General features: G+C 69.9%; 23 protein-coding genes and 1 pseudogene. 10 read left to right on the forward strand and 14 right to left on the reverse strand.

Features of this window, described 5'->3' with window-relative positions; translation table 11 throughout:
• Window positions 1–61 precede the first annotated feature (61 nt).
• From PV646_RS17290 to PV646_RS17300, 3 genes are all read right to left on the reverse strand, one after another.
• Window positions 62–526 (reverse strand): hypothetical protein, encoded by a 465-nt coding sequence (locus PV646_RS17290; protein WP_500342997.1) that lies wholly within the window; start codon window positions 524–526, stop codon window positions 62–64.
• A gap of 72 nt (window positions 527–598) precedes the next feature.
• Entirely contained in the window at window positions 599–3,058 is a 2,460-nt protein-coding gene (locus PV646_RS17295) for an ABC transporter permease (protein ID WP_500342998.1), read from the reverse strand.
• Window positions 3,058–3,801: an ABC transporter ATP-binding protein gene (locus PV646_RS17300; RefSeq protein WP_500343000.1), complete on the reverse strand. Its 744-nt coding sequence runs from the start codon at window positions 3,799–3,801 to the stop codon at window positions 3,058–3,060. Before PV646_RS17300 ends, PV646_RS17295 begins: the two co-directional genes overlap by 1 nt.
• A gap of 120 nt (window positions 3,802–3,921) precedes the next feature.
• Between PV646_RS17300 and PV646_RS17305 the strand changes: the two genes are divergently transcribed.
• The gene (locus tag PV646_RS17305; protein ID WP_500345024.1) at window positions 3,922–5,073 is read left to right on the forward strand and encodes a sensor histidine kinase; all 1,152 of its coding nucleotides are present in this window, start codon (window positions 3,922–3,924) and stop codon (window positions 5,071–5,073) included.
• A 9-nt stretch (window positions 5,074–5,082) separates the two neighbouring features.
• Window positions 5,083–5,742 carry a response regulator gene (locus PV646_RS17310; RefSeq protein WP_500343002.1) on the forward strand — a complete coding sequence of 220 codons (660 nt, stop codon included), beginning with the start codon at window positions 5,083–5,085 and terminating at the stop codon, window positions 5,740–5,742.
• A 53-nt stretch (window positions 5,743–5,795) separates the two neighbouring features.
• Here PV646_RS17310 and PV646_RS17315 read toward each other — a convergent pair.
• The 3 genes and pseudogenes from PV646_RS17315 to PV646_RS17325 all read right to left on the reverse strand — a co-directional run.
• Window positions 5,796–5,951, reverse strand: a pseudogene (locus PV646_RS17315) (LuxR C-terminal-related transcriptional regulator); the annotation flags it as partial.
• Between the two features lie 421 nt (window positions 5,952–6,372).
• Window positions 6,373–7,092, reverse strand: a complete 720-nt coding sequence (locus tag PV646_RS17320) for an ABC transporter permease (RefSeq protein WP_500343004.1) — start codon at window positions 7,090–7,092, stop codon at window positions 6,373–6,375.
• Between the two features lie 29 nt (window positions 7,093–7,121).
• Window positions 7,122–8,006 carry an ABC transporter ATP-binding protein gene (locus tag PV646_RS17325; RefSeq protein ID WP_500343005.1) on the reverse strand — a complete coding sequence of 295 codons (885 nt, stop codon included), beginning with the start codon at window positions 8,004–8,006 and terminating at the stop codon, window positions 7,122–7,124.
• 136 nt (window positions 8,007–8,142) lie between these two features.
• Here PV646_RS17325 and PV646_RS17330 point away from each other — a divergent pair, with 136 nt between their 5' ends.
• The 4 genes from PV646_RS17330 to PV646_RS17345 all read left to right on the forward strand — a co-directional run bounded on the left by PV646_RS17330 (window position 8,143) and on the right by PV646_RS17345 (window position 10,851).
• Window positions 8,143–9,264, forward strand: coding sequence for a sensor histidine kinase (locus PV646_RS17330; RefSeq protein WP_500343007.1), 1,122 nt, complete (start codon window positions 8,143–8,145; stop codon window positions 9,262–9,264).
• Complete coding sequence (locus tag PV646_RS17335; RefSeq protein WP_500343008.1) at window positions 9,261–9,863, forward strand: response regulator transcription factor; 603 nt, start codon at window positions 9,261–9,263, stop codon at window positions 9,861–9,863. The genes PV646_RS17330 and PV646_RS17335 overlap by 4 nt, the downstream gene beginning before the upstream one ends.
• 11 nt (window positions 9,864–9,874) lie before the next feature.
• Window positions 9,875–10,528, forward strand: coding sequence for a GOLPH3/VPS74 family protein (locus PV646_RS17340; RefSeq protein WP_500343009.1), 654 nt, complete (start codon window positions 9,875–9,877; stop codon window positions 10,526–10,528).
• A 158-nt stretch (window positions 10,529–10,686) separates the two neighbouring features.
• Window positions 10,687–10,851, forward strand: coding sequence for a hypothetical protein (locus PV646_RS17345; RefSeq protein WP_500343010.1), 165 nt, complete (start codon window positions 10,687–10,689; stop codon window positions 10,849–10,851).
• 9 nt (window positions 10,852–10,860) lie between these two features.
• Here PV646_RS17345 and PV646_RS17350 read toward each other — a convergent pair whose 3' ends face one another.
• On the reverse strand, window positions 10,861–11,352 hold the full coding sequence (locus PV646_RS17350) for an SRPBCC family protein (RefSeq protein ID WP_500343011.1): 492 nt from the start codon (window positions 11,350–11,352) through the stop codon (window positions 10,861–10,863).
• A 247-nt stretch (window positions 11,353–11,599) separates the two neighbouring features.
• Here PV646_RS17350 and PV646_RS17355 point away from each other — a divergent pair, with 247 nt between their 5' ends.
• On the forward strand, window positions 11,600–13,129 hold the full coding sequence (locus PV646_RS17355; protein ID WP_500343012.1) for a non-reducing end alpha-L-arabinofuranosidase family hydrolase: 1,530 nt from the start codon (window positions 11,600–11,602) through the stop codon (window positions 13,127–13,129).
• A 46-nt stretch (window positions 13,130–13,175) separates the two neighbouring features.
• On the opposite strand, the gene PV646_RS17360 is transcribed toward PV646_RS17355, so the two are convergent.
• The 5 genes from PV646_RS17360 to PV646_RS17380 all read right to left on the reverse strand — a co-directional run bounded on the left by PV646_RS17360 (window position 13,176) and on the right by PV646_RS17380 (window position 17,199).
• Window positions 13,176–14,087 (reverse strand): extracellular catalytic domain type 1 short-chain-length polyhydroxyalkanoate depolymerase, encoded by a 912-nt coding sequence (locus tag PV646_RS17360; protein ID WP_500343014.1) that lies wholly within the window; start codon window positions 14,085–14,087, stop codon window positions 13,176–13,178.
• Between the two features lie 138 nt (window positions 14,088–14,225).
• The gene (locus PV646_RS17365) at window positions 14,226–15,155 is read right to left on the reverse strand and encodes a PDR/VanB family oxidoreductase (protein WP_500343016.1); all 930 of its coding nucleotides are present in this window, start codon (window positions 15,153–15,155) and stop codon (window positions 14,226–14,228) included.
• Entirely contained in the window at window positions 15,152–15,310 is a 159-nt protein-coding gene (locus tag PV646_RS17370) for a hypothetical protein (protein ID WP_500343017.1), read from the reverse strand. The genes PV646_RS17365 and PV646_RS17370 overlap by 4 nt, the downstream gene beginning before the upstream one ends.
• Window positions 15,307–16,341 carry a Rieske 2Fe-2S domain-containing protein gene (locus tag PV646_RS17375; RefSeq protein WP_500343018.1) on the reverse strand — a complete coding sequence of 345 codons (1,035 nt, stop codon included), beginning with the start codon at window positions 16,339–16,341 and terminating at the stop codon, window positions 15,307–15,309. Before PV646_RS17375 ends, PV646_RS17370 begins: the two co-directional genes overlap by 4 nt.
• 90 nt (window positions 16,342–16,431) lie before the next feature.
• Window positions 16,432–17,199: an IclR family transcriptional regulator gene (locus tag PV646_RS17380; RefSeq protein WP_500343020.1), complete on the reverse strand. Its 768-nt coding sequence runs from the start codon at window positions 17,197–17,199 to the stop codon at window positions 16,432–16,434.
• A 113-nt stretch (window positions 17,200–17,312) separates the two neighbouring features.
• Here PV646_RS17380 and PV646_RS17385 point away from each other — a divergent pair, with 113 nt between their 5' ends.
• The gene (locus tag PV646_RS17385) at window positions 17,313–18,440 is read left to right on the forward strand and encodes a GH12 family glycosyl hydrolase domain-containing protein (protein WP_500343023.1); all 1,128 of its coding nucleotides are present in this window, start codon (window positions 17,313–17,315) and stop codon (window positions 18,438–18,440) included.
• An 11-nt stretch (window positions 18,441–18,451) separates the two neighbouring features.
• Here PV646_RS17385 and PV646_RS17390 read toward each other — a convergent pair whose 3' ends face one another.
• Window positions 18,452–20,764, reverse strand: coding sequence for a beta-L-arabinofuranosidase domain-containing protein (locus tag PV646_RS17390; protein WP_500343025.1), 2,313 nt, complete (start codon window positions 20,762–20,764; stop codon window positions 18,452–18,454).
• Window positions 20,765–21,106: 342 nt separating this feature from the next.
• Here PV646_RS17390 and PV646_RS17395 point away from each other — a divergent pair, with 342 nt between their 5' ends.
• Entirely contained in the window at window positions 21,107–21,604 is a 498-nt protein-coding gene (locus PV646_RS17395; protein WP_500343027.1) for a thermonuclease family protein, read from the forward strand.
• Window positions 21,605–21,854: 250 nt separating this feature from the next.
• A complete protein-coding gene (gene xynA / locus PV646_RS17400) occupies window positions 21,855–22,508 on the forward strand; it encodes an endo-1,4-beta-xylanase XynA (RefSeq protein WP_500343029.1) in 654 nt (217 codons plus the stop codon).
• Here the strand turns inward: xynA and PV646_RS17405 are convergent, their stop codons facing one another.
• Entirely contained in the window at window positions 22,509–25,901 is a 3,393-nt protein-coding gene (locus PV646_RS17405; protein ID WP_500343031.1) for a CHAT domain-containing protein, read from the reverse strand. It lies immediately after the preceding gene.
• Window positions 25,902–25,915 lie beyond the last annotated feature (14 nt).

Below are 25,915 nucleotides of genomic sequence, written 5' to 3' on the forward strand. Positions count from 1 at the left end.
GACCGCGACTGACGGAGAGGTTCGATCTCAGCTTAGCCGGGAAAACCCTTGGTGTGACTAGTCATTTGCGATGACGGATCCCGGCGTACAGGAGCGTGCCCCCGGCGAAGGCGAGAGCGAGTCCCGCCCACCCGCGCTGGTTCGCCGCCATCACCGCGTCGTACTGCTCCTCGGTGAGCTCGCGGACGACGACACCGTCCTTCGACTCCTGGTACTTCCCGTTCCGCTGCTCGAAACTGCCCGCGTCGGTGCCGGTCAGCAGCGGGTAGGCGAAGAGGAAGGCACCGCCGAGAAACGAGATCACCCCCACCGCGACCGCCCATGCGGGCAGCGTCGGCTTCGTGAAGTTGTACCCGCCTCTGGCCAGCACCACCGTCGAGGCCATGAGAGCTGTCGAGATCACCGTCAGCACGACGTTCGCCGACCGCGGCAGCAACGCACTGCCGGTCAGGAACCCGGAGACGATGACGACGGCGTCGATGAAGATCACTACGAGCGAGGCCTTCTGCAACGGCACCAGTCTCATGCTTGACCACAGTAGGGCCACCGGGCCGGATCCCGCGCCACAATCGTGAACCGGGATCCGGCCTGCCGACGCCTACTCGGTGTCCGCGTGGATCGCCGTCAGGATCGGCGTGCGCGCCGCGGTCCTGGCCGGCCACAACGACGCGAGCATCCCGATCACCACCGTCACGAGGACGAACGCTCCCAGCTGCCCCCACGGGATCACCACGGGAATCCCCTTCTGGCTGAGCACTCCCACCACACCGAGGCCGGTGCCGGCGAGCAGGCCGAGGGCGGCGCCGAGCACCGCGATGATCACCGACTCCAGCCGCAGGACCGAGCCGACCAGCCTGCTGCTCAGGCCGACCGCGCGCAGGAGACCGATCTCGCGCACACGCTCCAAAGTGGACATCGTCATGGTGTTCACCACGCCCAGGGCGCCGATCAGCACCGAGACGCTGAGCAGTGCGTAGAGGATGTTCAGGAACGTCTTCGCCGCACTGGTCGCCGCTTCCGCGGCCTCCGGCTTGGTCTGCACCGTCAGCACTGGGTTGTCGAGGGTCTTCTGGAGCCGCGCGCGCAACTCGGTGGGATCCTGTCCGGACGCGGCCTTCACCAGGATCGTGCTCGGTGACGCCGCTGCCGGAGCGACTTCCGTCGAGATCAGCGCTTTCTGTCCAGAGGCCTCCGGCACGTCGTAGGTGGCCACGACCGGCAGGGTCACCGGCTTGTCCTCCGCGCCGAACGCCTGGAGCACACCGGTGACCGGGGAACCGACCGTGAGGTCGTACCGGTCGGCCGTGGCCGTCGAGACGGCGATGCCCTGGTCCAGGCGGTCCAGCGAGCCGTCCCTGACCGTCAGCGGCAGGAAGTCCTCGACGCTCGACGCGTTCACGGCGGTCAGGTTGAGGAACCTGCTCTCACCCAGCTTGATGGACACCGGCGTGAGCGGGCTGACCGCCTGCACGCCGGAGACCTTCGCGACCTCGGCCACGGTGCTGGAACTGAGGTCCGAGAAGGGGATCGTGCCGATCTGGACGTCCGCGTTGTCCCCGGTCCGGGTGTCCTCCGCGTCCTTCGTGGCCGCCGAGGAGATCCCCACCGTGACGGCGGCGCAGACGGACAGTCCGATCATCAGCGTCGTGGCGGTCGCGGCCGTGCGGCGCGGGTTGCGGCGGGCGTTCTCCACGGCCAGGGTGCCCGGCATCCCGCGCAGCCGGGTCAGCGGGCCGCGCAGCACCTTGGTCAGGCCCGCGCTCACCTGGGGAGTGAGCACGATCAGGCCGAGCATCACCAGGGGAGCGCCGAGGTAGATGAGGTCCTGGCTGCCGATCGCGGCCGCGGTGACCGCTGCTCCGATCAGGAACAGGGCCGCGCCGAGAACGTTCCTGCGGCGCAACGACTTCGTGGTCTGCGGAAGTCCGGTGCGCAGGGCCGCGATCGGCGGGACGGACGCGGCGCGCCGGGCCGGGACGTACGCGGCGACCGTCGTGACGCCGACGCCGACGGCCAGAGCGGCGGCCACGGCGCCGAGGCTGAACGCCCGCAGCGGCACCTCCGGGCCGTTGATCACGGAGAAGGCGCTGTTGAGCACGGCGGCGACACCGATCCCGAGCGCGTAGCCGAGCACCGTCGCGACGAGACCGAGCACAGCGGCTTCGGCGAGCACGCTGCGGAGCACGTACCGCCGGGACGCGCCGACCGCGCGCAACAGGGCGTTCTCCCGGGAACGCGCTGTGGCGAGCATGGTGAAGGTGTTCGCCACCAGGAACACCGCGACGAACAGCGCCACGCTCGCGAACAGGAGGAGGATCGACGTGAGCTTGTCGTCACCACCGACGGTGTTGAGCGAGGCTCCCGTCGCGGCGTCGAAGGTCGGCGGCAGGGCCGCGCGGACGCTCGTGGCGATCGTGTCCTGGCTGACGCCCGGTGCGGCGACGAGGTCGACCGCCGTGTACCCGCCGGGAACGGGGGAGAACCGCTCGCTCGCCGTCCTGAGGTCGAACGCGACGAGCGAGCCTCCCGCGGCGAGCCTCGGGTCGTCGGCGGTGAAGACACCGGTGACCATCACCGGGTGCACCACGCCGTTCACGATCACCCGGGCCTGGTCACCGGCCTGATAGCCCGTCTTCGTGGCGGTGTGCTCGTCGAGTGCGACCTGGTTCTCGCTCTCCGGTGCCTTCCCGGCGATCAGCCGGTGGCGGCCGGAGTCGAAGCTGGTACCTCCGGCGTGGTCGGGCTGACCGGCGATCTCCCCGCTCTTCGTGACGAGGAACGCGTATCCGTCGGCGATCGGCCGCACCTGCGCGACGCCGGGGAGGGCGCGGAGTTGCGCGACGACGTCGTCGCCGAGCTTGGTGGAGACGAGATCGGGCTCCACCTTGACCGCCACGTCGGCCTGCGCGCGGGCCTGAGCCCGGTCGAACGCGGTCGTGACCGCGTCACCGTAGAGCAGCGACCCGACGACGAAGGCGACGCTGAGGACCACACCTGCCAGGGACAGCAGGAACCGCGCCTTGTGCGCGAGGACGGATCGGAGGGCGTGACGCAGCATCAGCGCACCGCCTGCGGCTCGAACCGGCGCATGCGCGCCAGCACCTGGTCCGGTGTCGGCTGCCGCATCTCGTCCACCAGCACGCCGTCGGCCAGGAAGAGCACGCGGTCCGCGTAACCGGCGGCCAACGGGTCGTGCGTCACCATCAGCACGGTCTGCTGCCACTCCCGGGCACAGCGCTGGAACAGGCCGAGGATCTGCGCGCCGGAGCGCGAGTCCAGGTTTCCCGTGGGTTCGTCGGCGGCGATGATCTCGGGCCGCGTGATCAACGCCCGCGCGCAGGCGACACGTTGCTGCTGGCCGCCGGAGAGTTGCGCGGGGCGGTGCTCGAGCCGGTCCTCCAGGCCCACCGCGGCGACGACCTGGTCCGCCCAGCTCTTCTCCGGCGTCCGGCCGGACAGCGACAGGGGCAGGACGATGTTCTCCCACGCGGTCAGCGTGGGCAGCAGGTTGAAGGACTGGAACACGAAGCCGATCTGCTCGCGACGCACGCGCGTGAGGTTCTCGTCGTCCAGCGATCCCAGGTCGGTGCCCGCGATCCGCGCCGTCCCGGACGTGGGTTCGTCGAGTCCGGCGAGACAGTGCAGGAACGTCGACTTGCCCGAGCCGGACGGCCCCATGATCGCGGTGAACTCCCCGCGCCGGAACCCCGCCGTCACCCCGGCCAGCGCGGTGACGGCGGCGTCGCCCTCCCCGTAGACCTTGCCGAGCTGGATCGCCTCGGCCACCGTGTGTTCGTTCATGATCGCCATGCTCGCGCGGGTGGTGGGCCCGGCGGCTCAACCGAACTGACGAACGCCTCCGGGGCCACTCAACCAAAGGGATGAGGGCCGGGCGCCGCCGACTGTCCTACCGTGACGGTCATGCTGGCGGAGATCAGAAGGTTGTCCTGGGCGCAGCGCCTTTCGGCGGGACTCGGCCTGCTCACCGCCACCGCCGTGGTCGTGTTCGAGGGACTGAGCGCGGAGACGGTGGCGACCGGGGCGGGACTGGTGGTCACCGGCCTGCTCTCGCTCGCGGCACTCGCGATGCCCTCGGTGCGCGCGCCGGTGGTCGCGGCGGTGGCGGTCGTCTCGATCGTGTTCACCCTGCTGGTCCAGGCGTTGCCGGCCGGCCTGGACAACACGTTCGGAGTGGTGGAGCTGACCGCGCTCGCCTGGCTGAGCGCGCGGTCGATCATCGAGCTGCGGCCGAGCCGTTCGATGCTGGTGGTTCCGCTGCTGTACGGCGCGGTCGTGTCGATGCTGACGCGGTGCTACACGCTCGAACGGCCGCAACTCGACTACGTGGCGGGGTTCTTCGCCGTCGGGATGCTGTTCGTCGTCCTGCTCGGCATGTACCTGCGGCTGCACGACCAGCGCCGCGTCGACGCAGGGGAGCTCGCCAAGCAGGCACAGAGGCTCGAGTACGCGCGTGACCTGCACGATTTCGTCGCTCACCACGTGACGGCGATGGTGGTGCAGGCGCAGGCCGTCCGCTTCATCTCGACGGAGGGCCGGCAGCCGGGGCCCGAGGACCTGGACAGGGCGCTGGCCGGGATCGAGCAGGCCGGCGAGCAGGCCCTCGTGTCGATGAGGGGCATGATCTCGGTGCTGCGCGACGACGAACCGGCCTCGATCCGCAGCACGCTGGGCGAGGCGGTCGCGGAGCCGGTCGGTCACTTCGCGGGCCCGCCGATCACCATCGACATCGACGACGACCTCGCGACGACGCACCTGGCCGCCACCGTGGTCGACGCCGTCCGGCACGTCGTGCAGGAGTCGCTCACGAACGTCCTGCGCCACGCGCGGGATGCCGGGGCGGTGGAGGTCCGGGCGAGGACCCTGCCCGGAGCACGACTGGAGGTCGTGGTGGCCGACGACTCTCCGTCCACTTCGGACGTTCCCGGCACCGGCTTCGGTCTGGTGGGCCTCACCGAACGGGTCGAGGCCGCCGGCGGCACCCTCACCGCGGGCCCGGTGGGCAGCGGCTGGCGCGTGACCGCGGTCCTGCCGCTCGCGCCGGCTCTGCCATGATGGACGGTCATGAGCATCCGCGTGCTGATCGCCGACGACCAGGAGATGATGCGTTCGGCGTTCCGGATGATCCTGGACTCCCAGCCCGACATCGAGGTGTGCGCGTCCGTCGAGGACGGCCAGGCCGCGGTCGACGAGGCCCGGCGCCTGCGCCCCGACGTGTGCCTGCTGGACATCCGCATGCCCAAGCTCGACGGCCTGGAAGCGACCAGGCTGCTCGCCGGACCAGGGGTGCTGAACCCGCTCAACGTCCTGATCGCCACGACGTTCGACCTGGACGAGTACGTGTACCGCGCGTTGCGGAACGGCGCGTGCGGATTCCTGCTCAAGGACATGTCACCGGCGTTGCTCGTCGAGGCGGTGCGCGCGGCCTCGGCGGGAGCGACGCTGATCGCGCCCACGGTGACCACGCGGCTGTTGTCCCACTTCGCGCTGGACCGCTCGGACACGGCCACTGTGGACTCGGCGCCGAGCGAACCGTTGACCGACCGTGAGCTCGACGTCATCCGGCAGGTGGCGCAGGGCAGGACGAACGCCGAGGTCGCCGAGAACCTGTACGTGACCCAGGCCACGGTCAAGACGCACCTGGCGAACGTGCAACGGAAACTGGGCGTGCGCAACCGGGTGGAGATCGCCGCCTGGGCGTGGCGGACGGGCTTGTGCTCCTGAGCGGGTGACGGTTCTCGTCGGTGTCGTGTGGACACCGGAGACGTGCGCCCGGATCACCTGAGGCCGGGGTGGTCCCTGAGCTGTCTGCGGGAGGTCACCCCGAGCCGCTGGAAGATGGTGCGCAGGTGCGCGTCCACGGTCCGCTTGCTGATGAACAGCTGGGTCGCGACCTCCTTCGACGTGGCGCCCGCGGCGACGAGCCGGGCGACGGCCACCTGGTGCGTCGTGAGCTGTTCGTGGACCTGGGCGGAGCGCCGCTCCGGCCCGTGATCCGGTGCAGTCGCGGATACCGCGCCCGCAGCCTCGGCACGAACTGCCACGGACCGGTGATCAGGGCGAGGCCCGCGGGCACGGCGTGGACGACGAGGCTGGTGTAGTAGCCCGGGGTGGTTCGGTCGAGGTTCGGCACGGTCGAGCCCCCGGCCAGGTACGGCGGCACGAAGACGCCGGCGGTGACGAGCGCCAGCAGGGCGAGGAGTCCCCAGAGGAACCACCACCAGCGCCTGCCGACGGTGCGCGACACGACTGCTGTGGACATGCGGGACTCCCTGTGCGCGAAGATCGAAGAGGAGCTTGATCATCGATTCGCCCCGCGTGCCGCCGCATCGGCAAGAAGTGCCTATCCGGTGCCTACCGCCGCGGCTCCCAGCGGAACAGGCGGGACGCCAGCGCGGCGGCCACGACCACCCACGCGAGCGTCGGGGCCAGCAGGAACAGGGAGTCCGCCGTCGAGGCGCCGCCGTTCCAGGCGTTCACGACCAGTTCGGTCGCCGCTCCTCCGGGCAGCAGCCGCTTGAGCAGCGTCAGGTCCTCGGTCCCGCTGATGCCGACCCAGCTCGCGACGGCGACGACACCGAGGCAGACGGGCAGCGTCGTGACCTGCGCGTGTTCGGGCGAGTTCGTCAGGCCTGCGGTGGCGAGCGCCAGGCCGACCATCATGAGCGCGGTGGTGACGACCGCGAGCGCGAGCAGGGCGATGTTCTCCGGGACCGTGGTGACCGCGGCGAGCACGGCCATGATCGCGGTCACCTGGACCAGCGCGATCACGGTGGCGGGCAGCACGAGCCCGGTGAGGATCGCCCCGTCGCCGGCGGCGGTGGACCGCAGCCGCTTGAGGAACAGGTTCTGGCGCCGCGAGGCCAGCGTCGTGACGGAGCTCGCGTAGAGGCCGAACGCGCAGACGGTGAACATCACGATCGCGGCGATGTAGCCCAGGCTGCCGATCTGGGTGAAGAGATCGTGCTGGTAGAGGAAGAACGCGCTGACGGCGATCGGCATGACGAAGCTCGTGATCAGCACCGACCGGTTGCGGAAGATCTGGGTCAGTTCGCTGAGGAAGATCGGGAGCACAGCGGGTGTCCTTTCAGGACGAAGCGGGGTCAGGAGGTGCCGATGGCGCGGAAGACGTCGTCGAGACGCGTCGGGCCCGCCTCCAGGTCGCGCAGTTGGAGGTCGTTGTCCTCCGCCCAGCGCAGCAACGCCGACATGGCCTTCTGCAGTTCGAAGGTCTCGACGAGGAACCGGCCGTCCGCTTCGCTCGTCGCGTCCAGGGGCAGCGCCGGGGCGGGTGTCGCGAGACCGAAGCGGATGACCGACGGCAGCGTCCTGGTCAGCTCGGCGACCGTGCCCTCGCGGTGGAACCTGCCGCGGTGCATGAGCCCGATGCGGTCGGCGTGCTGCTGTGCCTCCTCCAGGTAGTGCGTCGTGAGCACCACGGTGCTGCCGTTCTCGCGCATCCTGTCCACTGTGGACCAGAGGTCGTCGCGGGACTGGATGTCGAGGCCGGTGGTGGGTTCGTCCAGGAACACCAGCTCGGGCGTGCCGTACACGGCGGTGGCGAAGTCGAGGCGGCGTTTCTCGCCACCGGACAGCTGCGACACCTTCGTGTCCGCCTTGCGGGTGAGGTCGACGACGTCGAGCACGCGGGCGACCCGGTCCGTGCGCCGTGTGAGCGCCCCGACGAGCCGGACGGACTCCGCGACGGTCAGGTCGGGGGTGAACCCGCTGTCCTGCAACATGATTCCCATCCGAGGCCGCACGGCGGCGCGGTCGGACGGGTCGTGGCCGAAGACCCGCACGGTGCCGGACGTCGCGGTGCGGTGTCCCTCGACGGTCTCCAGCGTCGAGGTCTTGCCCGCGCCGTTCGTGCCCAGCAACGCGTACAGCTCACCTCGCCGCACGTGGAAGGAAAGGTCCTGCACGGCGTGGAAATCGCCGTACCGGACGTTCAGGCGGTCCACTTCGATGACAGGTGTGGTCGACATGGCGTCGATTCCACCGAAAGGGACGGTGGGCGGGCAGTGTCACCACGTCACCACCTGACGGTGACATTTGTGCCCCCGAAGGCATGACGTGGTGTCACTGGTGCCGTCCCCGCCCCGGCGAAATACTGTGGTCGTGATGACTCCGGTACCGACCAGCTACGCGTCGTCCGCTCGGGGGCGGATGAGCAGGCTGAACATCACCACGCAGCTCGCGGTGATCGTTCCGGTCGGGACGGTGCTGGTCGTGTCCGACTCCCGCGTCTGGTGGGAGGCGGTCGTCCTCGTCCTCGGTGTGCTCACGTCCATGGTCGCCGTGGTGCTTTGGGCGAAGGACAGGATCGACGACTACGCCTGGCCACTGCTGGGAACCAGTGCCGCCGTGTGGGTCTTCGGCGCGTTGGTCAGCGGGAGCGTCACGGCGTTCTACAGCATCACGGTCGTGGGTCCGCTCATCGTGCCGCAGCTGAAGCGGCACCGGATCCCGGCCGCCGCGGGGCTCGTCGCGTTCGTGGCGGCGGTGGGTGCGTCGAGGTTGGTGCTGGAGCAGGGGAACGCGGGCTCGATCGCGTTCCGGTTCGTGCTGGTCCCCACGGCCGTCATCGTGGTCACGCTCGGGTTCATGTTCGCCAACGACGCCTTCTACCGGGTCCTGGCGGAGCTGGACGAGGCACGCGAGCACGAGGCGGAGCTGGCCGTCGCGCGGGAACGCATCCGGTTCGCGAGCGAGCTGCACGACATCCAGGGCCACACGCTGCACGTGGTGAAGCTCAAGACCGCGCTGGCCGGGAAGCTGGTGCGGCGCGACGCCGGCCGCGCGGAGGAGGAGCTGCGGGAGATCCACGCCCTGGTCGGCGACACGATCAGGCAGACCAAGGAACTCGCGTACGCGCAACGGCGGCTCAACCTCCCGGCCGAGCTGGAGAACGCGAAGAACCTGTTCGAGGCCGCGGGCATCCGCGTGCGGATCGTCCGGTCGGCGCCCGTCGACGAACACGCGGGGGAGTTGCTCGGCCAGGTCCTGCGCGAGACGACCACCAACATCCTCCGGCACGCGCAGGCGGGGCAGGTGCGGATCACGCTCGCGGAGTCCGGCATCACGATCGTCAACGACGGCGCGTCGGGCGACGACCCGCCACGGCTGCGCGGCCTGTCCACGCTCCGGGACCGGCTCGCCGGCTTCGGGGGAGAGTTGACGGTGGCGCAGGTCGACGGCGAGTTCACCACGGCCGCCGCCTTCCCGTCGGGGGTGGCGCGATGACCACGGTGGTGCTGGCCGACGACGAGGCCCTGTTGCGCAAGGCCCTGGCGGCGCTGCTGCCGATGGAGGGCGACATCACGGTCCTCGCCGAGGCGGAGAACGGCGAGCAGGCCGTCGAGGCGACGCTCGAACACCGGCCGGACGTGCTGGTGATCGACCTGGAGATGCCCGGCGTGGACGGTCTGGGCGCGGTGGCGGAGATCCGCCGGTCGCTGCCGGGTCAGGTGGTCCTCATGCTGACCCGGCACGCACGCCCCGGCGTGCTGCGCAAGGCGCTCAAGCTCGGCGTGCAGGGGTTCGTGAGCAAGTCCGCGGACCCCGCGCACATCACGTCGGTGATCGCCGCCCTGCACGGCGGCAGGCGGTGGATCGACCCGGACGTCTCCGCGCTCGCGGTGGCCGACGACTGCCCGCTCACCGACCGCGAGCTCGACGTCCTGCGCGTGACCAGGGAGGGCTACTCGGTCGCCGACATCGCGAAACAGCTCCACCTCGCCGACGGCACGGTCCGCAACTACCTGTCGAACGCGATGCAGAAGACCCAGACCAAGACGCGGCACGAGGCCGCCCGCTACGCACGAGAACACGACTGGCTTTGAGAGAGGAAGACATGCTGATCGTCGAGGACCTCGCGCTGCTGCTGATGGACGACGAGTCCGGCACCCCGGCCGCCGCCGGCACGCTGTACTACACGATGGGCGGCGCGGTGCTGGTGGAACTCGCCCTGGAGGGCCTCGTCGAGGTGCGGGACGGGAAGGTGCACACCGTCGGCGACGCCCCGGAGGACCCGTTGCTGCGGTCCGGCTACGAGAAGGCGGCCGAGAAGCCCCGGTCCGTCCACTCCCTGCTGGCCAGGATCGGCGCCGACATGTGGACACGGGTGGTCGACCGCCTCGTCGAGCGCGGGCTGATCGCCAGGGAGAAGAAGCGGGTGCTGGGCCTGTTCCGCATGAACACGCTGCCCGCCACCGGCACCGGCCACGAGGAGGAGGTCCGGCGACAGATCCGTGCCGTGCTCGTGGACGGCGCCACCCCGGACGCCCGCACCGCCGCGCTGACCGCACTGCTGTCCGCGAGCGGCGCGCTTCCGATGCTGCGGCCGAAGCTGGCGTGGTCGAGTGAGGTCGCCCGGCGCGCGAAGGAACTGGAGCAGGGCAACTGGGGCGCGGAGGCGGTGAGCGCCGCGGTGATCAGGACCGCCGCCGCGGTCGCCGCCTCCGCCGCCGCCGTCACGGCCGCCGTGGTGATCCCGGCCGTGACCTGATGCCGGACCGGCTCAGGACTCGCGGCTGTCGTCGACGGCGATGACGCCGAGCACTCCTGATGCACCGGGCTGCCCGGGTTGTGTTCGACGTTTGACGCGATCAGGAGCGGGTAGGGAAACCCTTGCGGGGAAAGCCGATCTGACCGCGGGGGAGCGAGATGGATCCGAGCGTTCGCAACGGCATGGTGGCCATGTTCCTGCTGAGTGCCGCCGCAGTGCCCACTCTGCTGCTCGAATGGCCGTTGGTCGTGCCGATCCTGCTGTTCCTCAGCGCCTGTCTGGCGGGCGCCTACGTGGTGAGGCAGTCGCTGGACCGCCGCTGAGGCTGCGGTTCAGCCCTGCTCGTCGCGAACGTCCTCGCCGTGCTCGGCGAACGCCTTGAAGTCCTGCATGTGCTGCAACGACTGCTTGCGGAAGGTGCCGGGCATCAAGAGCCCCACCAGCCGCATCAGCACGCCGCTGAACCTGTACTCGTTCTCGCTCTCCCAGAGCGTCGTCTCCGGGCCCGCCTCGGTCAGGCGGTCGGCCGTGGAGCTCCACATGCCCTTGCCGACGATCTCGCGTTCGAAGTGGACGACGGTGTCCGCCGGAATCCGTTGCAGGTCAACCGGGTCCCGGCGGGTGATGGTCTCGGTGGCCTCGAACTCCTGCCCGCCCGTCAGCAGGACCACCCGCGACCGGGTGCCGACGTGCCCGTGCTCCCCGTTCAGCGGCTCGTGCAGCACCATGCCCCGCAGCCACTTCGGCAGGTGCTCCGGGTCGGCGAGCAGCTGAGCCACCTTTTCGCGCGGCAGGGCGATCTCCAGCGAGACGGTGTACTTCATGGCTGAGCGCTCCAGTTCTCGAGTGAACGCAAGCACGGTAACAGCGCCCAGTCGAACGGATTCGACTCGTCTTGACCGTGCGAACACCATCCTCCACAGTGAAGGGCGCGGCGGTTTCCGCCGTGATGGCTTCTTCGCGAAGCAATCGTTCTCGCTTTGAACGGGCGAGGTGGGCCGCTGGGCGCAAGCGGTCCACCGGACGTCGCCTGCCGGCGATTCCCCCACCTCACCGAAGAGGAGCACACCCATGGCCGAAACAGGCCATCACCCGCCCACCTCCGTCTCCCGCGCCCGCGGACGTCGCGTGGCCGGCATCACCGCTGCCGTCGCCGTCCTGCTCGGCGGTCTGATCGCGGCCTTCAGCGCGGCACCCGTGTCGGCGGCGACCGTCGACACCACCGCCTGGTACGTCCTGGTCAACCGCAACAGCGGCAAGGCCTTGGACGTCTACAACCTCGCTACGAACGACGGCGCGCGCATCACCCAGTGGGCCCGCAACGACGGCAACCAGCAGCAGTGGCAGTTCGTCGACTCCGGCGGTGGCTACTACCGGCTCAAGTCACGGCTGTCGGGCAAGGTGCTCGACGTCTACAACTTCTCGACCGCGGACGGCGGCGGCATCGTCCAGTGGTCCGACTCCAACGGCAGCAACCAGCAGTTCCGCCTGGCCGACTCCGACGGCGGCCACGTGCGGCTGGTCAACCGCAACAGCGGCAAGGCCGTCGAGGTCCAGGGCGGCTCGACCGCCGACGGCGCCAACGTCGTGCAGTACAGCGACTGGAACGGCTCCAACCAGCAGTGGCAGCTCGTCCGTCTCGGCGGCGGCGGGAACCCGACCACCACGACGACCACGCCGCCTCCGGGCGGAGGGTGCCAGCTCCCGTCGAGCTACCGCTGGTCGTCGACCGGCGCGCTGGCGCAGCCGAAGCAGGGATGGGTGTCGCTCAAGGACTTCACCCACGTCATGCACAACGGCAGGCACATCGTGTACGCGACGACCCACGACACCGGCACGACCTGGGGCTCGATGAACTTCGGGGCCTTCACGAACTGGTCGGACATGGCGTCCGCGAGCCAGAACGGGATGAGCACCGGCGCGGTCGCCTCGACGCTGTTCTACTTCGCGCCGAAGAACATCTGGGTGCTCACCTACCAGTGGGGTCCGACCACCTTCAGCTACCGGACCTCGAACGACCCGACGAACGCGAACGGGTGGTCGTCACCGCAGACCCTGTTCACCGGGCGCATCTCCGACTCCGACACGGGCGCGATCGACCAGACGATCATCGGTGACGGCACGAACATGTACCTGTTCTTCGCCGGTGACAACGGGAAGATCTACCGCGCGAGCATGCCGATCGGGAACTTCCCCGGCAGCTTCGGCTCGTCGTTCACGCAGATCATGAGCGACACCAAGGCGAACCTGTTCGAGGGCGTCGAGGTCTACAAGGTGCAGGGCCAGAACCAGTACCTGATGATCGTCGAGGCGATGGGGAACGGCGGGCGCTACTTCCGCTCGTTCACCTCCAGCAGCCTCAACGGTTCGTGGACCCCGCAGGCCGCCAGCGAGAGCAACCCGTTCGCCGGCAAGGCCAACAGCGGTGCCACCTGGACCAACGACATCAGCCACGGTGACCTGATCCGCTCCAACCCCGACCAGACCAAGACCATCGACCCGTGCAACCTGCAACTGCTCTACCAGGGTCGTGATCCGAACTCGGGAGGCGACTACGGCCGCCTGCCGTACCGGCCGGGTCTGCTGACGCTGCAACGCTGATCCGTCGGAGCGGCAGCCGGATCCCGGCTGCCGCTCCGGCCACCGCTCAGATCCCGAAGAAGTCCAGTGCGACGGCCGCCATCCCGGCCGACGGCAGGCTGTGGCCCGCGCCCTGGATGCTGTAGACCTCGACCTCGCCCGCGTACCGGCTGCGGTTCCAGCCGGGCCGCGGGGTGTCGGTGGACGTCGGCGTCTGGCCGAGGCCGAACACGTCGGTCCACTGCTCCATCGACTCCCGCAGCAGGGAGTACGGCACGAGCGTGTCCGCCGCGCCGTGCCACAGCTGGACCTTCGGCCGCGGTCCGGCGAACCACGGGGTGGCGCGACGGACGGAGTCACCCCACTGCTTCGGGGTGCGGTCCATGCTCCCGCCGGTGCACTTGCTGCGGCCGGGCGGGTAGTCGGCGGCGTTGGCGAAGCAGTCGAACGGCACGCCCATGAACGCCGCGCCCGCCTTGAAGACGTCCGGGTAGAGGGCGAGCATGTGGTTGGTCATCATGCCGCCCGAGGACGACCCGGTGACGAACACCCGGCCCGGATCACCTTGGTGGCGCTGCTGGACGTAGGTGATCATCGAGACGATCGACACCGGGTCGCTGCCGCCGCCACGCCTCTTCGCCGCGGCGGACCACGTGTCGAAGCACTTGCCGAACCCGGCCTCCTGCTGGGCGCTCGGGTAGATCACGATGAAGCCGCGCCGATCGGCGAGCGAGGCGAACTCGCTGCCGGCGTGGAAGCCCGGGCCGGACCCGCCGCACCCGTGCATCGCGACCACGACGGCGGGCTTGGCGGGCCGGACGTCCGGCACGTAGACGTGCATGCGCATGCGTCCCGGGTTGTCGCCGAAGCTCGTCACCTCGGTCAGCGACGCGGCGGACGCCGGTGGTGCGACCAGCGTGCAGGCGGCGAGCAGGATGCCGCCGAGCAGTGCTTTGACAGTGGTTCCGCGGGTGGTCATCGTCGGCCTCCGGTCAGGGTTCCGGATCTTCGAGAGGCCCGAAGGTAGTCAGATCCCTGACGGACGTCAATTATTTGACGAACATTGCCGCACGGCGTTCGACGAACAACGCGGGCCCGCCCGGCGTGCCTGAACTGCTCAAAGGTCGAGCAGGAGGCGCGTCGAACGCGACCGGGACACGCAGATCATCATCACGTCACCGCACTCCTGTTCCGCTGCCGTGAGAACGGAGTCGCGGTGGTCGGGAGTGCCGTCGAGGACGCCCGTCTCGCAGGTGCCGCACGTGCCCTCCCGGCAGGACGACAGCACGGACACGCCGCTGTCCTCCAGCACCTCCAGCACGGACCTGCTCGCCGGTACCCGCAGGACGGTGCCCCTCCGCGCCAGCTCGACCTCGAACTCCTCGGAGGAGCCCTGCGCCGGAGACGCCTTGGGGGAGAAGCGTTCCACGTGGAGGGTGCCCGCAGGCCAGTCCGAGCAACGCTGTTCGACCGCGAGCAGCAACGACTCCGGCCCGCAGCAGTACACCGCGGTGCCGGGTGAAGGCTCACCCAGCACCGCCTCCAGGTCCAGCGGCCCGTACTCGTCCTGGGGGCGGATCTCGACGTTGTCCCGCTGTTCCAGTTCGGCGCGGAACGCCATGGACGAGCGGGTCCTGCCACCGTAGGTCAGCCGCCAGTCGTGTCCCGCCGCCTCGGCCCGCGCGACCATCGGCAGGATCGGGGTGATCCCGATGCCGCCCGCGATGAACACGTAGCGCTTCGCCTCGACGAGCTCGAAGTGGTTGCGCGGTTCGCTCACCTCGACCAGCTGTCCCGCGGCGAGGACGTCGTGAACGTGCCGGGACCCGCCACGTCCCTCCGGTTCGCGCAGCACCGCCACCTGGAAGGCCGAGGTGTCCGCTGGATCACCGCACAGCGAGTACTGGCGGATCACTCCGTCGGCGACCACCACGTCGATGTGAGCACCGGGAGTCCACACGGGCAACGGACCGTCGTCCGGGTCCCTGAACGTGAGCAGCACGACGCCGTCGGCGAGCAGGTCCTTCTTGTCCAGCAACAGTTTCACGGTGTGTGCCCCTCCGGGTGACCGAGCAGCCACTCCCACAGCTCGATCGGGTCCTCGAACTCCCGCTCGGCGGCGCAGTGGCACGTCGCGTGGAGCCGGTCGGTGCCCGGCACCCAGTGGATGCGGAACACCCGGCCACCGGTCGTCGTCGTCACGACTTCTCGCACAGCCGGCCCAGCATCCGGCGCGCGGCGAGCCCGCCGGTGTCGATGTTGATCGACAGCTCCTGGTAGCCCTCGGGTTCGGTCGCGATGACCTTCTCGAGGACGTTCAACGCCACGACGTCCTGCAGGACGACGGTGCGGTTGTTCTCCGCGAGGAAGGCGGAGACCTCCTCGTCGCCGAGAGCGAAGTCCCTTGCCACGGCCCAGAAGTCGTGGGTCGAGGTCTCGGTCTCCGGGGTGATCGCGTAGACGACCTCGACGTGGAACGCGTCGGGATCGGTTCCGTCGGCGTGGGGCACCGACCCGACCGGAGCGATGCGACTGTGCAGTGTGTACAGGCACGGCGGCATGTACTCGATGTCCTGCCAGCGCGCGATCCTGCCCTGCAGCCCGGTCGACTTCGAGTAGAACGGCGGGCACTCCGCGTCGTCCATGTGGCGCGACACCCTGATGATGCCGGCGTCCTCGTCCACCTCGGTGTCGATCGGGGTCGACGCGACCTCCGGCGTCCCGATGTACCCGCCGTGCAGGTAGGTCTCGTGGGAGAGGTCCAGCAGGTTGTCGACGAGCAGGCCGTACCTGGCGTCCAGCGGTTCCATGCCGCAGACGGTCGTGTAGGCGGGGTCGACGAGCCACGGCGCGCGGGGGATCTGGGAGGCGTCGGCGTTCGCCGGATCACCGATGAACACCCAGACGAACGAGTCCTGCTCCACGACCGGGTAGGGCGACAACCGTGCGGTGCGGGGAATGCGGGTCTGGCCGGGCACGGCGACGCACTTGCCGCCGGCGTCGTAGGTGAAGCCGTGGTAGCCGCACACCACCTGGTCGTCTACGAGGCGCGAAGGGGGCTGGGACAGCGGGAACCGGCGGTGGACGCAGCGGTCGGGCATGGCCGTCACCGAGCCGTCGCGCGTGCGCCAGAACAGGATCGGCTCGCCACAGACGGTGCGGGTGAACAGGTCGTGCGCGATCTCGGAGCCGTAGGCGGCGACGTACCACTGGTCACGCGGGAACCAGGACATCGGAACTCCTTCTCGTGGTGGGAGCCACAGAGTGGTGGAGAACACCGCCCGAGCCGAAGCACTGTTTCCAGAAAATGGAAGACCTGTTGATCACGCCGTGAGAGCGCGGGAGATCGCCTGGGCACAGGTGCGGACCAGCCCGGCGAGTCCGTGCGCGGTGGTGCTGCCGTGCCGCACGACCAGGGACACCGCCGCGACGACCTCGCCGTTGCCACGGCGGATCGGCGCGCCCACGGACAGCGCGTCCATCGTGACCTGGCGGTCGCTCACCGAGTAGCCGTTCGACCGGACCGCGGCGAGCATCCTGCGCAGCTGGACCGGATCGGTGACGGTCTTCGCGGTGTGGTGTTCGATCGGTCCGTTGAGGACGTCCTCCTGCACCTCGGGCGAGGCGTGCGCGAGCAGGACCAGGCCGACACCGGTCGAGGTGAGGGCCCACCGGCCGCCGACGCGGGTGAGCACCGGCACCGACCCGAACCCGGCGATCCGTTCGACGAAGACGACCTCCGTGCCCTCCCTGACCGCGAGCTGCACGTTCTCCCTGGTGATCTGGCAGAGGTCCTCCAGATAGGGCAGCGCGGTCTCGCGCAGGCCCGGCCCGCGCGGCGCGAGCGAGCCGAGCTCCCACAGCCGCAGTCCGACCTGGTAGAGCCCGTCGTCGTCGCGTTCGACGGCGCCCCACGCGCACAGTTCCTGCACCAGCCGGTGGGCGGTGGACAGCGGCATGTCCGCGCGGCGGGCCAGGTCGCTCAGGCTCAGCGCGCGGTGCTCGGCGTCGAACGCGTCGAGCAACCGCAGCGCACGGCTGATCACCGGACCGGTCGGACCGGTCGGCCGGCCGCGTCTCCGGTCGTTCACCACGACATCTTCCACTGTGGACCACCGTCGTGACCAGGGTGGACGCGGTTCCGGTGAACGCCCCCGCCGAGGAGGGCGTATCCCTCGGCAGGGCCACCGACCGAGGAGCACGGATGAACCCCGCCGCTCAGATCGCCTTCCGCGTCGCCGTCGCGTTCGTCGCGCTCGGACTGGGAGGAGCGTCGGTCGCGGCGCTCGTCGGCCTGGTCCTGTCCCACGTCGGGCCGCAGGGAGCGGCGAGCGTCTCGCTCTGCGCCAGAGACGCCGTCACCCCGGCCGGCGGGCGGGACTACCTGGCCCAGAACAACGTCTGGGGCGCCGAGACACCGCAGTGCGTGACCGTGGGGGACCAGTCGTTGCGGATCGACAGCGCCGAGCACGACGTGCCGCCGCAGGGGGCGCCGGCCGCCACCCCGTCGCTGGTCAGGGGATGCCACTGGCGCGAGTGCACGGACGTCGGCGACCTGCCGGTGCAGGTGTCGGCGATGTCCCGCGTCACCAGCGACTGGGTCACCAGCCAGGTCGACGCCGGGGTGTTCAACGCCGCCTACGTCGTCTGGTTCCACCGGGGACCCGTCGCCGAGCAGACTCCGGACGGCGCCGAGCTGGTGATCTGGCTCCGCAGCCGCGGCGGTGTCCGGCCCGGCGGGGTGCTGCTGGCCCGTGAGGTGGCGATCTCGGACGCGCGGTGGAACGTGTGGCTGGCACGGGACCAGGGCCGCGTGCGGGTCACCTACGAACGCGTCGGTGAGGTCACGACGGTCAAGGGTCTCGACATCAGCGCGTTCACCCAGGACTCGGTCCGCCGGGGCCAGGTCTCGCCGGACTGGTACCTGGTCGCGGTCGAGGCCGGGTTCAACCTGTGGCGCGGAGGAGCGGGCAACGCCATCGAGGACTTCTCCGTCTCCGTGGAGGGACAGCAGCCCGAGAAGGCGATCGGAACCCCCGCTCCCGCATCGTGCTTCGCCGCGCTGACCGTGGAGGAGACCTGGGAGGGAGGGTTCCGCGCGGTCGTGGAGGTGGCCAACGTGGGGACCTCGCCGGTCGGGGGATGGGTCCTCGACTGGACGTTCCCGGACGGTCAGCGGGTGGAGGAGTCCGCCGTGGTGCGGGTGACCCAGTCCGGGTCCTCGGTCCGCGCGACCGGCGCCGCGCTCGAACCGGGCGGGTCCACCACCTTCGACCTCGTCGGCAGTGGAGTGCCGCCCGGCATCGTGTCGATCACCTGCACCCCCGCGTGAGCGCTCTGCTTTCAGTTGGCGACCAGTCGCCATCGGTTGTCCGCCGTGCCGTTGTCGGAGTCCTGCACGACCTGCGCTCCGGCGGTGGTGGAGCCGTTGAGGACACCGAGCAGCTTGCCGCTGTTGGCGTTGCGGACCTTGTGCGTGCCGTCGCCCTGCGCGATCAGCGTCCACCTGTGGTCGGCCGTGCCGTTGTCGGACCACTGCAGGACCCGCGCGTTGTCCGCGGTGGACATGTTCTCCACACCCAGCACCTTGCCGCTGTGGACGTTGCGCAGCCGCACGTCGGAGCCGTCGGTGACGATCTGCCAGTTGTGGTCGGCGGTCCCGCTGTCGTGCCACTGCACCGCGAGCCCACCGTCCGATGTGGACATGTTCTGGATGCCGAGCACCATGCCGGTGCCGGCGTTCACCAGCCGGTAGCTCGTGGCGGCACTGCCGGTGGCCCAGTAGACGGTGTAGTTGAACCCGTGCGCGTCGTGGAACGGCCCGAGGTTCACCTGGGTCCCGTTCGCCCTCGCCGTGAACGTCAGCGACGACGAACTGGTGCGGGTGACAGAACCGGTGTCGAGAGAGGGCAACGCCGACAGGCTGGTGTTGCCGTAGTTGCCCGCCAGCACGGCCGGACCGTAGGTGAGCGCGACGACGTCGGCGTTGTCGTTGGAGGGCTGGACGATCACGCGCATCGGCAGCCGGAGCGTCACCACGTCACCGGAAGTCCACGACCTCGTCAGGGACGCGTAGGTGCCGGGTGTCGCGGTCACGTTCTGGGCGACGCCGTTGACGCTGACAGTCGCGTTCGCGGTCCACGCCGGAATGCGCAACCGCATGGTCCACGACCCACCCGCGTTGCCGGTGACGGTCAGCGTCGTCGTGTCGCTCGCCGGATAGCTCGTGCTCTGGGTGACCGTGATGCCGCGGGCCGCCCACGTCAGCACCGAAGGCGTGTAGAGGTTCACCGTGAGCGTGGTGCCGCTGTGGAAGTAGATCGAGTCGGCGAGCTTGGTGTTGGTCTCGATGCCGGTGCCCTGGCAGCACCAGAACGTGCCGTAGTCGGTGCTCCAGTTGCCGCCGCCCCACGCCGGTCCGGTGTTGCCGCGCCGGTGGCCCGGGTTCAGTCCGGTGAAGTAGCAGATGTGGCCGTGGGGGTCCGCCGGGTTCTGCTGGCCGATCAGGTGGTTGAGCAGGGCGCGCTCGTAGTAGTCGAAGTACGCGGCCCGGCCGGGATCGGTCAGCCACAGCTCGCGGGTCAGTTCGAGCATGTTGTAGGTGTTGCACGCCTCGCACGTGTCCGTGTTGAGGTACGCGGCGATGGCGCTGGGGGCGCGGAAGTGTTCGGCCTGGCTGTTGCCGCCGATCACGTAGGTGTGCGCGCCGAGGGTGATGTTCCAGGCGTTGAGGGCGATGTCGCGGTACCGCGTCGTGCCGGTCGCCTTGTACTCCCGGGCCGCGCCGATCCACTTGGGCACCTGGGTGTTGGCGTGCAGGCCGTTCAGCCGGTCCTGGTTCGCCGCCAGCGGGTCGAACACGGCGGCGTGGTCGAACCGCTGGGCCGTGGTCAGCCACCGCGAGTCGCCCGTCTGCTGGTACAGGTCGGTGAGCACGGCGTTCATCCCGCCGAACTCGGTGGCGAGGACGCTCTGCATCGTGCTGTAGGACAAGCGGGCCGTGCGCCAGTCCACCCATGCGGCGAACCGCAGCAGCACGTCGCGTGCCTGGGTGTTGCCGACGAGGCGCCAGACGTCGAGCAACCCGGCGAGCGTCTTGTGCAACGAGTAGTACGAGACGGACCTGGGTGACCCGGCCTCCATCGCGTCGAGGTCCGACTCCGGGAAGCCAGACAGGTAACCGGTGTTGAACCCGGCCGCCGAGTTGTTCGCCTGGCACTTGGCCAGTTCGGCCACCACGCGGTTCGCCTTGTCCCGGCACGTCGTGTCTCCCAGCACGGCCCATGCCTGTGCCCAGGCCGTGAGGAAGTGTCCCTGGCTGTGCGTGCGGAACGGGAAGTCCGGCGCCTCCCAGCCGCCCAGCGCCGCGGCACCGTTCGTGGACAGGCGGTGGTTGGCGCGGAAGTTGTACAGCAGCCGCTCGGTGTCGACGAATCGCAGGTAGGCCAACGTCCGGTTCTGGTTGTCCAGCCACCGACCGGCCGTCAGCCGCACCTCGGAGAGGTCGAACGGGAAGGCCGAGACGCCGATGTCCCCGCGCACCGGCGGGACCGCGGCCGCCTGCGCCGTGCCCGTCGTCAGTGACGGCAGGGTGGTCGCGACGGCGGCCACGCCGGCGGCGTTCAGGAAGCGGCGTCGGCTCAACGATGAGGACATGGGGAGCGCTCCTGTTGCTCGGCGTACGGCAGCGGTGGCGGACGAACTGCGAGCGAACTTAGCCACGACGTGACGCCGGGGTCAACGACTCTTGTTAGCGTTAACTCCGTTCGATCGAAGATTCGATGACCGCGAACTCCCGATCCATCAGCGCGCTTGACGATGGGGGATCGCGCGCGGGTTCGACTCCTGTTAGCGTTCACACGAGCTGTGCGTCTCCTTGATGGATGCAGCAGTGTCCGTTTCGTACAGTTGCCCGCTCGTCCGGCACCGAATGGCTGATTGATCAACGGCGACGCGGGACTACGGTAGTAGAAAGTTCAACTACTGTGGGAGTGGTTCGTGGCACGCAAGTGCGTTGTCGTGCTCGTGGCTCTGCTCATCGGCGCCTGTGCCACGCCGGCCTCCGATCCGCCGCCCGCCGTCCCCTCGTCGGCGTCCCGGGGGACCGGCGAGCGCTCGGCGGTCGTCGCCCCGCTCACGGTGTCGGCGGTGGTGGACGGCCGCACCGTCCAGTTCTCGAACGGCGCTCGGTTCCGGATCTCCTTGCTCGCGCCGCCGGCCCCCTGCTGGGCGGAGGACGCGCGCGCCTTCGCGGAGGCGACACTGCTGAACACGCCCGTGCGGTTCTCCAGCGTGACACCCGGTGAGATCAACCTGGAACTCCCGGACGGCACGGACTACGCGTTGCTCGCGGTCCGCGAGGGCGTGCTGCGCGCCCAGGGCGCCTCGGGTCCGTTCGTCGACGCCGAACTGGCGGCGGCGGCCGGGAAACGAGGGCTGTGGGGAGCCCCGTGCAACGGGACGGGCGGGCCCGGTTCCGCCGATGTCGGAAACTGAGCGGCCGGAACTTCGTCGCGCCTGGAAACAATGGTGAGGAAAGGCTAAATCTTTAGCTCGGCCGGTGAAATGGGAGAAGTTTCGAAACTTTCCGGTGGCCTTTCGGGCTCACCGCGACGCTGCTACGGTCGATGTGCGGTTTCACGGCCGACCGGAAGTCCGTCGAATCGAATCGACAGTTCACCACTCTCACGGGTCGCTCAGTGCTGCCTCGCCGCCGCGCCGATCTCGATGACGAGGAGTGCCGCACATGGTCAGATTCGCTGTCCGCAGTGTCTGCATCGCGTTGGTCATGGCGTTGACGCCCGGTGTCGCCGCTGCTGACGTCGGTGCCGCCGCCACCTGTTCGAGCCAGACGGGCAACAACGGCGGTTACTACTACTCGTTCTGGACCGACGGCGGTGGCCGGGTCTGCATGGACTTCGGAGGAGGTGGTAACTACAGCACGTCGTGGAGCAATGTCGGCAACTTCGTCGGCGGCAAGGGCTGGAGCAACGGTTCTCGGCGCACCGTCAACTATTCCGGCAGCTTCAACCCCTCCGGCAACGCGTACCTGACTCTTTACGGGTGGACGTCGAACCCGCTCGTCGAGTACTACATCGTCGACAACTGGGGCAACTACCGGCCCACCGGCACTTACAAAGGCACGGTCACCACCGACGGCGGTACCTACGACATCTATCAGACAATGCGCTACAACGCGCCGTCGGTCGAGGGCAACAAGACGTTCCCGCAGTTCTGGAGTGTCCGGCAGCAGAAGAGGACCGGTGGGTCCATCACCACCGGCAACCACTTCGACGCGTGGAGTCGAGCCAACATGCGACTCGGCAACTTCAGCTACTACATGGTGATGGCGACCGAGGGATACCGCAGCAGCGGCAACTCGAACATCACGGTGAGGTGATCACCGTCCTAAGTGGATGAACGGGGCCCACCTGCTCGGACGGTACGGGTCCTCGTCGCGCAGCCGCCGCACGACGGTGTGCAGCGCTCGCGCCACCTCGCCCGGGCTCTGGGCGAGGTGGTCGTACATCGTGGCGGCGACGTGCACGGCCGTGTCGTCGCCGATCGCCCACAGGGTGCTGACGACCTGCCTGGCGCCGGCGACCTGCATCGCGGCGGCGACGTGCGAGGCCTCGTCCGGCAGGTCGCCGCCCATGGCCGTGTCGCAGGCGGACAGCACGACGAGCTCGGCGTCGAGGTGCAGTCCCGCGATGTCGGCGATGCTCAGGAGCGCGTCGGCCAGGTAGAGCCCGTTCTTCCCGCCGTGACAGGCGAAGTGCGCACTCTCGTGCCGTGGCAACGACTCCAGCACCCGGGCGCGCGTGGCCGTGGCACCGGTCAGCTCCACCAAGTCGGGGAAACGCGACCGCAGCAATGCCACCTCGTCGGCCGCCGACGGCAAAGGCCCCAGTCCGGAGACGTAGGCCGGGCGATCGGCGAAGGCGACGACCAGCGGTGGCCGGTTCCCCGCCGTGGACGCCCGCCGCGCGTACAGCAGCGCGCGCAACGTCGGTGTCGTCGACGAGACGACGTGGTCGAGCACCGACATGCCCGGATCGTCGTCCGGGTCGTGGAATCCGGCGGCGTGCAGCGGCATCAGCGCGAGGGGCCCGGTCGGGCACCACCACACGCGCTCGCTGGAGATCGTGGCGAGCACGGGCTGGGCAACCGCCTCCCACAGCCATTCCAGGGCGGCGAACACGACCTGTTCGCGGGACCCGGCGGAACCACCGACGCCGACCCCCGCCTTGGCCACCGCGTCCAGGTAGCTCTCGGTCATGGCCTCGGCCTGGTCCGGCGTCAGGCCGGGCAGTTCGACCACCCGCACCGCGCCGTCGGCCACCACCAGGGCGTCGCACCGCAGCCGGCTCACGTTGACGAGCACCACCGGGCCGTCGGCCGCCGCTTCGGCGAGAGCCGCGAACGGGGTCGGCAGGAGGAACCGCTCGAACCCGGGGCGGGCCCGGACGGCCTCGACGAGCGCGTCCCACTCGCGGGCCAGCACCCGCCTGCGTTCGGCCACGTCGCTCGCGCCCCGGCCGTCGGCCCAGCCCAGGGCATCGGTCTCGGCGCGCAGCTCCGCCAGCCGGTCCGCGAGGTCGGGATGGGCGCCCAGATCGGCGCGGGCGTCTAGGGTCTGGCCCCAGAAGAGCGTTCGGCCGTGGTCGAGCAGTTCGACGGCCCGCCGCGGATCGCCGGCCGCCACGAACGCCGCCGCCGCGTCGCAGGCGACGGTCGGCCAGCGGGTGAGCAGCCGGTCCCGGTCGGTCCTCGCCAGGCCGCGCCACAGGATCTGGTGCAGGTGGTCGACCGCGTCGGCGTACACCCGGCTCGCGGCCTCCCACTCGCCGTTGCCGGCGTGCAGCCTGGCCAGGGAGACGAACGCGTCCATCCGGTCGAGCGCGCGGCCCGTCGTTCCCGCCACCTGCTGGGCGAGTGCGTCGGTGGCGTCGCTCGTCCTGCCGAGGTCCTCCAGCACCTGCGCGAGTGCCAGCAACGCCTTCTGGTGGTCCGGGGCCTGGGGCGGCCGTTCGGCGATCACCGCGCGGAACTGCTCGGCGGCCTCGGCCAGGTCGTCCCGGCTGGACGTGGCACGGCCGCGGTCGCGCAGCACCAGTCCCAGGTTGAGCCGGTCCGACGGGATCGGCCGCACCGCCAGGGCCGCGCGGATCGAGTCGACGGCCTCGTCGATGTGCCGGCGGTCCTCGGTGAGCCAGAAGCGGTAGCGCAGCCGGTTGCCGAGGTTGGCCTGGGCGTGGGCGCGCTCGGCGGGCGACGCGGCCGAGCGTTCCGCCCTGCGGCCGACCTCGATCGCCTCGTCCAGGTCCGCACGGCGTGAGGAGTGCTCGTAGCGGTACACCAGCGCACTGCCCAAAGTGTTGAGGTACCTGCCCTGCTCGGGCTCCAGTTCGACGACCCGGCGGGCGTACCCGATGGCCTCGTCCAGGTCGGCCCCCGAGCGGTCGCGCTGGAACCGGTTGAGCAACGCCGCGCCCAGGTTCACGAGGTAGTCGAGCTTGCCGTGCCCGAGCGGCACGTCGCCGCCGAGCGAGGGATGCGCGAGGCTCTCCCGCAGCAACTCGACCGCGTGGTCGAGGTCGGCGTCGTCTCCGCGTTCCTCGAACCGCCGCATCAGCGCGGGGCCGACCGCCCAGCCGGCCATCCAGCGGTCCGGTCCGGCCCTGGTCAGCAGGGCCCGCCCCTCGGCGCAGATCCGGTCGAGCAGGTCCAAGTCACCTGTCCGCTCGTACTCGCCCAGGGACGTCATCAACCGATTCCCTTGCGAGACCAGCGATTCCGGGTTGTCCACGTACTCGAGCCCCGGTGGCACCTCGAACTCCAGGGGACCGCGCAGCGCGACGACCTCGTCCAGCGCCTGTGCGGCGGCGGCCCGGACACCGGGGTCGGCGGCGCGTTCCACCGCGAGCCGGAGGTACTGCGCGGCCTCGTCGGCGTCGGCGCCCGCCCCGGTCTCCTGGAAGCGGTGGCGGTAGCCGATGCCGAGGTTGAGCAGCATGCTCGCGAACACCGGATGCGCGGGCGGGCAGAGGTCGATCACCTGGTGCAGGGTGTCCAGCATCGCGTCGAGGTCCTCGATGGCGCCGGTGCGCTGGAACCGGTGACCGAGCACCTGGCTGAGGCTCGCCAGGAACGGGAAGTGGTTGCCGTCCTCTGGAGGTGACAACCGCAACGCGCGTTCGAGGTCCTCCTGAGCGGCGTCGAGCGGAGAGAGGTCGCCGGTGATCTCGGTCCACGTGACGATGGCGTTGCCGCGCAAGCCGTACAGGGAACCGAGACCGTTGAGGTCGGGCGGCAGCGACGCGAGGCACGCGTCCATCAGCTTGATCGCGTGGGCCACCAGGTCGGCGTTGTGGTTGCCGCCGAGCATCACCAGCGTCTTGGCGGCCTCGGCCGCCTCCGCGACCGGCCGCCAGTCGCCGCTCGCCTGGCCGAGTTCGAGACAGCAGGCGGCGAAGTTCTTCAACGCGAACGATCGCGACGCCTCCGGGGCGACGCCGGCCAGTTCCCGGTAGGCCTCCCTGCAGTCCTCGAGCCACCGCACGTCGTCGCTGCGCATGCCCAGTGCCTCGGCGAGCACGAGCAACGCCGCGGGACGTTCCGCCGCGTCCGGTCCGCACAGCGAGACGGCGTGACGGGCCTCGGCGACGGACTCGTCGAGCGCGCCCAAGTCCCCGCTCTGCCGGTAGCGCTCCAGCCACGCGCGGGCGTTGCGCAGCGCGAGACCGATGTCCTCGGCAGGTTCGTACCGGTCGTGTCCTCGGCGCCCGAACATGCCTGAATCCCCCA

Origin of the sequence: Streptomyces sp. ID05-26A (genome assembly GCF_033794685.1) — a bacterium.
Taxonomy (GTDB): Bacteria; Actinomycetota; Actinomycetes; order Mycobacteriales; family Pseudonocardiaceae; genus Lentzea.